13 protein-coding genes are annotated in these 11,108 nt (G+C 66.8%); 2 read left to right on the top strand and 11 right to left on the bottom strand.

Annotated elements, in window-relative coordinates:
• On the top strand, nt 1-316 hold a 316-nt coding region (locus tag AC1DBQ_RS17975; protein WP_476929808.1), incomplete at its 5' end, for an alpha/beta hydrolase family protein.
• On the opposite strand, the gene AC1DBQ_RS17970 is transcribed toward AC1DBQ_RS17975, so the two are convergent.
• From AC1DBQ_RS17970 to glyA, 11 genes are all read right to left on the bottom strand, one after another.
• A complete protein-coding gene (locus AC1DBQ_RS17970; protein ID WP_476929810.1) occupies nt 279-1,457 on the bottom strand; it encodes a YihY/virulence factor BrkB family protein in 1,179 nt (392 codons plus the stop codon). The two genes, AC1DBQ_RS17975 and AC1DBQ_RS17970, sit on opposite strands and share 38 nt — an antisense overlap.
• Nucleotides 1,402-2,016, bottom strand: a complete 615-nt coding sequence (locus tag AC1DBQ_RS17965) for a 2'-5' RNA ligase family protein (RefSeq protein WP_476929807.1) — start codon at nt 2,014-2,016, stop codon at nt 1,402-1,404. Before AC1DBQ_RS17965 ends, AC1DBQ_RS17970 begins: the two co-directional genes overlap by 56 nt.
• Nucleotides 2,017-2,020: 4 nt before the next feature.
• Nucleotides 2,021-3,127, bottom strand: coding sequence for a tryptophan--tRNA ligase (trpS, locus tag AC1DBQ_RS17960; RefSeq protein WP_476929806.1), 1,107 nt, complete (start codon nt 3,125-3,127; stop codon nt 2,021-2,023).
• Nucleotides 3,128-3,144: 17 nt separating this feature from the next.
• Complete coding sequence (locus AC1DBQ_RS17955; RefSeq protein WP_476929805.1) at nt 3,145-3,978, bottom strand: exodeoxyribonuclease III; 834 nt, start codon at nt 3,976-3,978, stop codon at nt 3,145-3,147.
• A 10-nt stretch (nt 3,979-3,988) separates the two neighbouring features.
• A complete protein-coding gene (locus tag AC1DBQ_RS17950) occupies nt 3,989-4,552 on the bottom strand; it encodes a hypothetical protein (protein ID WP_091250891.1) in 564 nt (187 codons plus the stop codon).
• A gap of 171 nt (nt 4,553-4,723) precedes the next feature.
• Nucleotides 4,724-5,080, bottom strand: a complete 357-nt coding sequence (locus AC1DBQ_RS17945) for a VOC family protein (protein WP_476929804.1) — start codon at nt 5,078-5,080, stop codon at nt 4,724-4,726.
• Between the two features lie 9 nt (nt 5,081-5,089).
• Nucleotides 5,090-5,938, bottom strand: a complete 849-nt coding sequence (locus tag AC1DBQ_RS17940) for an ABC transporter permease (RefSeq protein ID WP_476929803.1) — start codon at nt 5,936-5,938, stop codon at nt 5,090-5,092.
• Nucleotides 5,935-6,786 carry an ABC transporter permease gene (locus AC1DBQ_RS17935; protein ID WP_476929802.1) on the bottom strand — a complete coding sequence of 284 codons (852 nt, stop codon included), beginning with the start codon at nt 6,784-6,786 and terminating at the stop codon, nt 5,935-5,937. The genes AC1DBQ_RS17940 and AC1DBQ_RS17935 overlap by 4 nt, the downstream gene beginning before the upstream one ends.
• Complete coding sequence (locus AC1DBQ_RS17930; protein ID WP_476929801.1) at nt 6,779-7,726, bottom strand: ABC transporter ATP-binding protein; 948 nt, start codon at nt 7,724-7,726, stop codon at nt 6,779-6,781. The genes AC1DBQ_RS17935 and AC1DBQ_RS17930 overlap by 8 nt, the downstream gene beginning before the upstream one ends.
• A 215-nt stretch (nt 7,727-7,941) precedes the next feature.
• On the bottom strand, nt 7,942-8,850 hold the full coding sequence (locus AC1DBQ_RS17925) for a bifunctional methylenetetrahydrofolate dehydrogenase/methenyltetrahydrofolate cyclohydrolase (protein WP_476929809.1): 909 nt from the start codon (nt 8,848-8,850) through the stop codon (nt 7,942-7,944).
• 18 nt (nt 8,851-8,868) lie between these two features.
• On the bottom strand, nt 8,869-10,167 hold the full coding sequence (gene glyA / locus AC1DBQ_RS17920; protein WP_476929800.1) for a serine hydroxymethyltransferase: 1,299 nt from the start codon (nt 10,165-10,167) through the stop codon (nt 8,869-8,871).
• 313 nt (nt 10,168-10,480) lie between these two features.
• Between glyA and AC1DBQ_RS17915 the strand changes: the two genes are divergently transcribed.
• Nucleotides 10,481-11,108, top strand: a 628-nt coding sequence (locus AC1DBQ_RS17915) for a formyltetrahydrofolate deformylase (protein ID WP_476929799.1), incomplete at its 3' end; no start/stop codon positions are given.

The raw sequence follows: 11,108 nt of genomic DNA, 5'->3' as shown, positions 1-11,108 counted from the left end.
GATCCTGGAGGAGGGAAGCGCCGAGGTGGACCTTGGCGGCAAGCGTGTGGAGATCCGGCGTCACTTCGTCGAGGATCTGGAAAACGCGGACCTGACGGACTGCATCCGGCAGCTGCACAAGCCGCTCATGGTGCTGCACTCCCCCACCGACAACACGGTGGGGATCGAAAACGCCAGCACCATCTTCCGGACGGCACGCCACCCGCGCAGCTTCGTCTCGCTGGAGGGCAGCKACCACCTCCTGACGGGTAAGGGGCAGGCGGCGCGTGCCGCGAAGATTATTTCGGCGTGGGCCGACCAGTACCTCGACGCCTGAACGCGGCGGGCAGCACCCTGCGGCGTGCCCGCGGYTCAGCCGGTGACTCCACCGGTGTTTTGCCGGGCTGGACGCGCCGGGCGCCCCACCCGGTGGTCGTCGAGACGGGCTGCGATTTAAGGTCTTCCTCCCGGATCGCCACCCACGCGGCGCAGATCACGTAGACCTGGCTGACCAGGTTGAACCAGATCAGCAGGCCGATGATAATGGCGAACGGCGCCAGAATCKGGTTCTTGCCGGCACTGGCCAGCAGCTGGGTGCTGAAGATCTGCAGCACGGTGGCGCCTATCGCGGCGAGGGTGGTCCCCTCGAGCAGTGAGCGGCGGGCCGGTTTCAGCCCCGCGGCCACCMGGTACATGATCAGGGCGGTGCCCCAGCCGAGCAGCAGCGGCACGAGGATCGTGATGGACGTCGTCAGGGGCCCGGCCACCACCGGGTCGAGGCCCAGCTGCTGGGCCACCCAGCCGGCCGCCGTGCCGAAGATCAGGGAGACTGCCGAGCTGACCACCAGGGCTACGCCCATCAGGAGCAGCGTGCCGACGTCCTTGAGTATCTGCAGGATCGGATTCATCACGAGCGGGCCGAGCCGCATCATGCCCCGCACACCGTCGCGGATGCCGCTGATCCAGCCCAGGGAGGTGAATACCGTGACGATGGCGGCAATCCCGGCGGCCCAGCCGAGGCTGGCGGGGTTGAGCAGCTGGTAGGGATCAACCAGCCCCGCGCTGCCGTCGACCTGCAACAGGCCGGGCGCGGCGGCGGCCACACTCTTGATGACTTGGTCCAGCAGGGCCGGATGTTCGCTGAGGACGAGGCCGGCAATGGAAAATCCGGTGGCCAACAGGCCTGTGATGGAGAAGAACATCCTGAACCCGATGCCGGCACTTAACAACGGGCCGCGCTGGCGGAGGTAGTGCGTGTAGGCCCGCACGGGCAGCAGCGCATTGATCTTGGCCAGCAGCCATGCCACCATCGCCATGAGCGAGGCAATCCATCCGCCGCCGGAGCGTCGTACCCGGCCCCAGTCGACCCTTTTCCGGATCACTTCCAGCTTCAGCCCGGCCAGGTCGGTGGGAAGCGGCGGCTTAGCGGGCGTCTGCGGTGCCGTCCTGGCCTCTGTCGTCGTCGAGTTTGGTCCCAAAGTCAAGCTCTTCCCGTAGCTGCCAGATGCCGTTGTCATCGTGCTCGTAAAGTCCCATGCTAGCCACCGGGAACGTGGCCGAGTAATCCTTCAGGACCGTTTCGGCCTCATCGAGGCTTTCCGGGGCGACGTCGTGGGCCACGGTAACGTGCGGGTGGTAGTCGAAGGGCAGCTCCCGTTCCAGGGGACCGGACTGCAGTTGACGGTGCAGGTTCACGCATTMGCCGAAGCCGTCTTCCACGTTCAGGAAGACCACCGGGGACACCGGGCGGAAAGACCCGGTCCCCGCGATGGTCACMGTGAACGGCTTCTGCCGGCGGGCCACGTCCCGGACGTGGGCGCAGGTCGCGTCCCAGTCCTGCGTCATGGTGGTGGTGACCAGCGTGATGTGGGCAGGGACGACGGCGGCCATCGGGTCCCCGAAGGACGCCCGCCAGCGCTGAAGCTCCTCGGCGATGTCCGCCGGGAACCTCAGGATCACGCCGATGCTAATGCCTTCGCTGCGTGCCTGCCCGTTTGACGTGGGGGCTTTCGCGGTGACTTTGCTGACGGAGGACATTGACCTAGCGGACTCCGTGGGCGCCGGCGTACGGCAGGAAACCCACCTTGGAGTAGACGTCGCGCAGGGTGACCGCGGCGATCTCGCGGGCCTTGTCCGCGCCGAGGGCCAGCAGCCGGTCCAGCTCCGCGGGATCGTCCAGCAGCTCATTGGCGCGGTTCCGGATCGGCGTCAGGTGTTCGGTGACCACCTCGGCGAGGTCCACCTTGAGGTGGCCGTACATCTTGCCCTCATAGGCGCCGACGAGGGCGTCAACGGATTGCCCGGTGATCGCCGAGTAGATGGTCAGGAGGTTGGACACGCCCGGCTTGGTCTCGCGGTCGAACCGGATTTCGGTCTCCGCGTCCGTCACGGCCGACTTGATCCGTTTGGCGGTGACCTTGGGATCGTCGAGCAGGTTGATCAGGCCTGCAGGAGACTCCGCCGACTTGGACATCTTGGCGGTGGGGTGCTGCAGATCGTAGATCTTCGCGGATTCCTTCTGGATGAAGGGCTGCGGCACCGTGAACGTCTGGCCGAAGCGGGTGTTGAACCGCTGGGCGAGGTCACGGCTCAGTTCGACGTGCTGGCGCTGGTCCTCGCCCACGGGGACACCGTGCGGCTGGTACAGCAGGATGTCCGCCGCCTGCAGGATGGGGTAGGTGAACAGGCCGACGCTGGCCTGGTCTGAGCCCTGCTTGACGGCCTTGTCCTTGAACTGGGTCATCCGGGACGCCTCGCMGAAACCCGTGATGCAGTTGAGGACCCACGCCAGCTGGGCGTKCTCCGGCACCTGGGACTGGACGAAGAGAGTGCATTTGTCCACGTCCACGCCGCCGGCAATGTACTGCGCGGCCGTGACCCGGGTGCGGTGGGCCAGCTCGGCGGGATCCTGCGGAACAGTGATCGCATGGAGGTCCGGAATGAAGAAGACGGCGTCGTACTCGTCCTGCATCCGGACCCAGTTCACGAGGGCGCCGAGGTAGTTGCCCAGGTGCAGGGAGTCCGCGGAGGGCTGCATGCCCGAGAGGATGCGGTGACGGGCACCGGTGGTGGCCGGAGCGGCTTTGCCGGCGGCTGTCTCAGGGTCAGGAGCGACGCCGGCGTCGGTCACAGTGGAAGTAGAGGTCATTCGTGGAAGCCTTAAAACTAGAGCCGGTAGTCCACTACCAGCGGGGCGTGGTCGGAGAAGCGTGTGTCCCAGGAYGATGCCCGGTCAACAACGGCTGACACTGCGGCAGCAGCGAGAGCGGGCGTGGCCATGTGGTAGTCGATGCGCCAGCCGGYGTCGTTGTCGAAGGCCTGGCCCCGTTGCGACCACCAAGTGTAGGGGCCGTCGACGTTTCCCGCCAGGCCCCTGTGAACATCCTTCCAGCCGATTTCCTCGCCGAAGAAGCGGTCAAAATACGCCCTCTCCTCCGGCAGGAAGCCGGCACGTTTGATGTTGCCCTTCCAGTTCTTGATGTCCAGCTCCGTGTGGCCGACGTTGAGGTCACCGACGACGAGAGCGTGGTCGCTGTGCTTGGTGAGTTCGGGCAGTCGCTTGATCATGACGTCCAGGAAACGGAACTTGTCATCCTGCTTGGGCGTGCCGGCCTCGYCCGAGTGCACGTAGGCGCTCACGACGGTAAGCTGCGATGCCTCGCCCTCCGCGTTGCGGACGGTGTAGTCGGCTTCGACCCAGCGTCCGGTGGTGGCAAAGTAGTCATCCCCGATGCCTACGCGGGTGGCAAGCGGCTCTTCGCGCGAAGCGATGGCGACGCCGGCCCGGCCTTTGGCCTCGGCCTCGGCGTGCAGGATGAACCAGCCCTCGCCGAGCAGCTCCTGGACKATCGCATCGGGCGCGCGGACCTCCTGGAGGCACAGAATGTCCACCTCGCGCGGTTCAAGCCACTCCGCCATGCCCTTCTTATAGGCGGCACGCAGGCCGTTGACGTTGACTGATGCGATGCGAAGGTGGTCCTTCTTCAATGCCGAGCTCACCCGATCCACTCTAGTCGATGATGGTTCCGCTGACGGGTTCGTCGCCGCCGGCCGAGGATTTGATCATGTCCCGCGCGTTGGTCGCGGTGATCTCGATGGTCTCCAGGGCCCGGCGGATCGTGTCCTGGTCCGCGGCCTCGCCCTTGGCACGCTCCTGTTCGACGACGCGCACCTGAACCTGGACGATCTTGAAGGAGTGGTCAAGCTTCATGTCCCGCACGCTTTCCGCGGGGAGGCCTTCACTGACCACACGGGTGCCGCCATGGTCCACGCTGCTGGCCGTCGGCGCCCGCCCCGTGGCGGCGTTGAAGGCGTTCTGGGCCTCGTCGAGCCTGGCCGCGGCCCGCTTGGCGGCCCGCTGGATGCTGAACACCACGAACGAGGCCAGCGCCAGCCAGGCGCCGGCGATGATCGCCACGAGCCAGCCCACGACGTCGTTCTGGTTGGCCGCGAAGATCACGGCGACMGTGAACGCGATGATGAAGACCAGCATCCCCGGCCCGCTGATGCGGAACGTGGAGAACCGGCCCGTGGCCGTGGTGGACGAGGACGCGGAGCTACCCAGAGATTGCATGAGCCTATTATCGCAAACGGGCACGCCGCCCGGGGCGCTTCCACCCCGGGCGAACGCCGCCCCCGCCGTTGAGAGACGCGAAGGAGCCCCAGAGAGGCGCCCCGCACGGCGCGGCTGAGGCCACGCGGCTCAGGCTACGCGGCTCAGTTCAGGCGKCCCGGGCCAGGCAGTTCAGGAAAGAACCAGGCAGAACGGATGGCCGCTGGGGTCGGTGTACACCCGGAAGGATTCCCCGCCGCCTGCCAGGCGCGCGGCGCCGAGCCGGAGGACTTCGGCCTCGCCGGCGTCGAGGTCGGCGACTTTCACGTCCACGTGCATCTGCTGCGGGTGCTCGGCGTCGGGCCATTGCGGCCGGACCAGCCTGTCCACGCGCTGGAAGGCGACGGCGGGACGGTCGGCGGCGTCGMCGATCGAAATCCAGTCCGGGTCCTCCTGCACCCGGATCATGCCCAGCAACTCCTGGTAGAAGCCTGCGAGCATGTCCGGGTTCTCGCAGTCGATGACGAGTGCGTGCCATTGTCCGATCATGGGATCTCCTTAGGTGAGGAACAGCCGGCGCAGGCGGCCCGTGGTGAGCGTGACGCCGAGGGCGATCATGACGAGGTAGTAGCCGACGTGCACGGCGGTGGCCGGGGTGAACACGCCGACGCTGATCTGGCGCAGCAGTTCCACGCCGTGCCACAGCGGCATGGCCTGGATGAGCCACTKGATGTACTGCGGGTAGACGCTAAGCGGGTAGAACGTGGCGCTGAACAGGAACATCGGCAGCATCACGAAATTGATCCAGTCCATCTGCTGGAACGTCTTCATGAAGCTCGTGACCCCCATGCCGAAGCTCGCGAAGCCGAAGGCAATCAGCACCGAGGCCGGGATCATGAGGATGGCCCATGGCGTGGTGATGAGGCCCATCACGCCCATCACAGCGGTGAAGCCGGTGGCGTACATGGTCCCGCGCAGGAGGGCCAGGAAGATCTCGCCCATGGCGACATCCAGCGGCCCCAGCGAGGTGTAGAGCATGCCCTGGTACAGCTTGGCGAAGTTCATCTTGAAGAAGACGTTCCAGGTGGAGTCGTAGACGGCGCCGTTCATGGCGGACACCGCCAGCAGTGCCGGCGCGATGTACGCGGCGTAGCTGATCTCCTGCCCGCCGGGGCCCTGGACGGACCCCACGATTGCGCCCAGGCCCACACCCATGGAGATCAGGTACAGCACGGGCTCGAAGAACCCGGAGACCATGACCATCCAGTTGCTGCTCTTGGTGGCCATGAGCCCGCGGGCGACGACGGCGCGGACGTTGCGGGAGTACATGGGCCMGAAACGCCGGCGGCGTGCGGCGTCCGTGACGCTGTGGTCCCCCGCATTGAAACTTCCGGTAAGAACGCTCATGAGGCCATCCTTTTGGCGAACTGGCGCTTGGACAGGACCCAGCCGGCGGCCGCGAGGCCCAGCAGGAAGACCAGGTGGACGACCGTGAGCCACGGCTCTTCCTCGTAGCCGTAGCTGACCACGCGGCCAAGTTCGGTGCCGTGCCAGATCGGCGAGATCCAGCCGATCCAGCGGACGCCGAGCGGAAGCGTGTCCAGCGGGAAGAACGTGCCGGAGAACAGGAACAGCGGCATGACGATGAACCGCATGACCATGGCGAACTGGCCTTTGTCATTCCGKATCGTCGCCGCATAGGACATCAGCGGCAGCCCGAAGGACAGGCCGGCAAGCGTGGCGATGAGGATGGACACCCAGGCCCAGGTGCCGGGCGCGGCCCCGAACAGGGCGACGACGGCGAAGTAGAGGGCCGACTGCAGCAGGAAGCGGACAGTGACGGCGATGACCTGGCCCCCGGCGATCTGCTMCGGCGTCAGCGGCGAGKCGTGCGGGCCGTAGTAGACGCGCCGCCACTTKAAGCCGTCCATMACCGGAAAGGTGAACTCATTGGCGGCCGTCATGACGGCGGCCGAGATCAGCAGGGCGGGCGCGATGAACGTCAGGTAGCTCACGCCGCCGAAGGCGCCGGCGCCGTTGGCCTCGACCAGTGTGGCCAGTCCGACGCCCATCGAGAACAGATAGGCCACCGGCTGCCCCACGCCGTACATGACGATGGTCCAGCCGTAGCCCTTCATGACACGCAGGACCTGTTCGGCGTAGTAGAAGGCGCCCCAGCGGCGGGCGCGGGCGGCCGAGACCTCCGGCGGGTGGGCGCGGAGGGCGGGTGTCGCCGTCGTCGTTGGCTTAGTCAACGAGGCTCCTGCCGGTCAGGCGCAGGAAGACGTCTTCCAGCGAGGAGCGGCGGACCAGTGAGGTGACCGGCCGCAGTCCCCGGGCGGTGACCTGCTCGAGGGCGGCCTCGCCGTCGTGGGCGTAGATGAGCACCCGGTCCGGCAGGGTCTCCAGGCGTTCGCCGATGCCTTCGAGCTCCGCGCCGACGCTCGCGTTGCGGTCCGAGCCGAAGCGCAGTTCGAGCACCTCCCGCGTGGAGTAGTCGCGGATCAGGCTGGCCGGAGAGCCTTCGGCCATGATCTTGCCCTTGTCCACCACGATCAGGCGGTCGCACAGCTGCTCGGCCTCATCCATGTAGTGGGTCGTGAGGATCAGGGTGACGCCCTGTTCCTTGAGCCGGAACAGCCGGTCCCAGAGGATGTGCCGCGCCTGCGGATCCAGGCCGGTGGTCGGCTCGTCCAGCAGCAGGATCCGGGGTTCGTTGATGAGGGAGCGGGCGATCGTCAGGCGCCGCTTCATGCCGCCGGACAGGGCGTCCACCTTGGCGTTGGCCTTGTCGGTGAGCTGGGCGAATTCGAGCAGCTCGTCGGCTTTGCGCCTGAGGTAGCTCATGGGAAGGCCGAAGTAGCGGCCGTAGACCAGCAGGTTGTCCCGGACTTTCAATTCCTCGTCCAGGTTGTCCTGTTGCGGGACGACGCCCAGGTGGGCGCGGACTTCCGGCCCGTGCTGCTCGGGGTCCAGGCCCATGATGCTCAGGCTGCCGGAGGTGCGCTGGGAGACCCCGCYGATCATCTTCATCGTAGTGGACTTCCCGGCGCCGTTGGGGCCCAGCAGGCCGAAGGCTTCCCCGGCGGGGACGCGGAAGGAGATGCCGTCGACGGCGGTGACGTCGCCGTAGCGTTTGGTGAGGTTTTCGGCGGTGATGACGTACTGCGGAGCGGCGTCAGAGGGGCTGCTCACGGGGGATTCTTTCGAGACAAGTTCGGACACCCGCACCACGGTAGTGGATCCCCGCAAAGTATGAAAGAGTCTTTTCGTAAAAACTCCTGACGTATTCGTTCTGTTATGCGTTCCGGCGGGCAGGCGCGGCGTTCCGCCCGCTTGCCGCCCCCGCTCTTAAAGCCGCAGGGCACCTGCTTCGCGGGAAGCARGCGCCCTGTCATCAGCTCGGATTCCTAGGCGAGCCCGGCGTGGCTTTTCGAAGCCAATTGGCGCTCGGCGGTTTCCACCACGTTGGCCAGGAGCATGGCGCGGGTCATGGGCCCCACTCCCCCCGGGTTCGGCGAGAGCCAGGCGGCGACGTCGGCCGCGGCGGGGTCAACGTCTCCCGTGACCACGGCCTTGCCGGTGCCGTCGTCGACGCGGCTGACGCCGACGTCGAGCACGATCGCCCCGGGCTTAAGGTCCCCGGCCTTGATCATGTGCGGCTGGCCGGCGGCGGCAATCACGACGTCGGCCTGGCGGAGTTCGGCCGGCAGGTCCACCGTGCCCGTGTGGGCCAGGATGACCGTGGCGTTGACGTCCTTGCGGGTCAGCAGGAGTCCCACGGGGCGGCCGATGGTGACGCCGCGGCCCACCACGAGGACGCGCTTGCCGTTGAGGCTTATGCCGTGCCGGGTCAGCAGTTCCACGCAGCCCTTGGGCGTGCACGGCAGCGGGGACTTCATGGGTCCGCTGACGTTGGCCACGAGCCGGCCCAGGTTCATCGGGTGCAGGCCGTCGGCGTCCTTCTCAGGGTCCATGGCCTCCAGGATGACGTCCTGGTCGATGTGCTTGGGCAGCGGCAGCTGGACGATGTAACCGGTGCACTCCGGGTTCTCGTTGAGCTMGCGGACCACGGCCAGGAGTTCATCCTGCGTGGTTTCCTCGGGCAGGTCGCGGCGGATGGACGTGATGCCCACCTCGGCGCAGTCCTTGTGCTTGCCGCCGACATACCAGGTGCTGCCGGGATCGGAGCCAACCAGGATGGTGCCCAGTCCGGGGGTGACGCCCATGGCCTTGAGTGCGGCCACGCGTTCTTTCAGCTCAGCCTTGATGGCAGCGGCGGTAGCCTTGCCGTCAAGGATCTGGGCGGTTTCAGCCATTTTTGCAGAAGTCATTGATTACCACTGCTCGTGCTGCGGGTACAGCGGGAAATCGGCGGCGAGCTTGTCCACGCGGGCCTGCAGGGCCTCGATATCCGTGGCCGCGCCGGACTTCAGCGCCGTGGCAATGATGTCGGCGACCTCGGTGAATTCCTMGGCACCGAAGCCGCGGGTGGCCAGGGCCGGGGTGCCGATGCGCAGGCCGGAGGTGACMATCGGCGGGCGGGGGTCGAACGGCACGGCGTTGCGGTTGACGGTGATGCCCACGGAGTGCAGGAGGTCCTCGGCCTGCTGGCCGTCCAGCTGGKAGTTGCGCAGGTCCACCAGGACCAGGTGCACGTCGGTGCCGMCGGTCAGGACCGAGACGCCGGCGTCGGCGACGTCGGCCTGGCCGAGGCGTTCGGCGATGATCTTGGCGCCTTCGAGGACCCGCTCCTGGCGTTCCTTGAATTCCTCGGTACCGGCGATCTTGAAGGCCACTGCCTTCGCGGCGATCACGTGCATGAGCGGGCCGCCCTGCTGGCCGGGGAACACGGCGGAGTTGAGCTTCTTGGCCCATTCCTGCTTGGCCAGGATGACGCCGGAGCGCGGGCCGGCGAGGGTCTTGTGCACGGTGGAGGTGACGACGTCGGAGTGCGGGACCGGGCTCGGGTGCAGCCCGGCGGCCACGAGGCCGGCGAAGTGCGCCATGTCGGTCCAGAGCAGGGCGCCGACCTCGTCGGCGATCGAGCGGAACGCGGCGAAATCAAGGTGCCGCGGGTACGCGGACCAGCCTGCGATGATGACCTGGGGCTTTTCGGCGATGGCCTGCTCGCGCAGCTTGTCCATGTCGATCCGGAAGTTGTCTTCCTCGACCTGGTAGGCGGCAACCTCGTAGAGCTTGCCGGAGAAGTTCAGCTTCATGCCGTGGGTGAGGTGACCGCCGTGGGCCAGGGAGAGGCCCAGGATCTTGTCACCGGGGGTGATCATGGCGGCGAGCGCGGCGGCGTTGGCCTGCGCGCCCGAGTGCGGCTGGACGTTGGCGTATTCGGCGCCRAAGAGCTCCTTGACGCGGTCGATCGCCAGCTGCTCAGCGACGTCGACGTATTCACAGCCGCCGTAGTAGCGGCGTCCGGGGTAGCCCTCGGCGTACTTGTTGGTCAGGACGGAACCCTGGGCTTCCATCACGGCGCGCGGGGCGAAGTTCTCGGAAGCGATCATTTCCAGGGTGCCGCGCTGGCGGCCCAGTTCCTGGGCCAGAACGGCGGCGATTTCCGGGTCGAGTTCAGCCAGCGGCTGGTTGCTCACGGCGGCTGAGGTGGCGGTAGTAGTAGTCACGAGGAACTCCTGGTAGGCAACGGGTACGGCTAATGGTCAGGCTACCGGCTGGCCCGTTGCACCGCCCCTTGATGACGGACCCCTGGACAGCGGGACGCGACGTCGGCGATTGGCACCCTGAGCGGGCGCCGGCAACGGCCCGGCAGCGGTGAAGCTGCCGACCGGTAAGACATGACMCTCGGCCCAGGCGTACGATCCGTGGTCTTCGTGAGTGCCGCTCCCTGATGGTTAGCCATCCAACGCCAGTTGCGACGGGTTAACACTACCAAAACGCTTACAAAACTGCCCCTGAAGCGCAGGTAGGCTGTTCTTCGTGACTGACGAGAACCTGACTGCTTCCTACATCCTGACTCTGTCCTGCCCTGACCGGCCCGGCATCGTGCACGCCGTCGCCGGAGCCCTCCTCGTGGCGGGCTGCAATATTACGGACTCCCAGCAGTACGGCAGCCACGGCACKGGCACCTTCTTCATGCGGGTGGAGGCGACGACGGCCGCCGAGCGGGCCGAGCTGCAGGCGGMGCTGGAGCCCGTGGCGCAGGCTTTTGGCATGCAGTGGAGCCTGAACCCGGCCGGCCGGAAGGTCCGCACCCTGCTGATGGCCAGCACCTCGGCCCACTGCCTGAACGATCTGCTGTTCCTGCAGCGCTCCGGCACCCTGCCGATCGACATTCCGGCCATTGTCTCCAACCACCGGGACCTTGAGGGCCTGGCGGAGTTMTACGGCATCCCGTTCCACTACATCCCCGTCACGCCGGACACCAAGGTCCAGGCGGAGGACGCCCTTCRTCTCCTGATGAAGGAGCACGACATCGAGCTCACCGTCCTGGCCCGGTACATGCAGATCATCTCCGACGAGCTGTGCAGCGAACTCACGGGCAAGGCGATCAACATCCACCACTCGTTCCTGCCCTCTTTCAAGGGTGCCAAGCCCTACCACCAGG

The organism is Arthrobacter sp. 10T413_2, from assembly GCF_056394205.1.
This window is presented reverse-complemented; position numbering and strand designations above follow the sequence as displayed.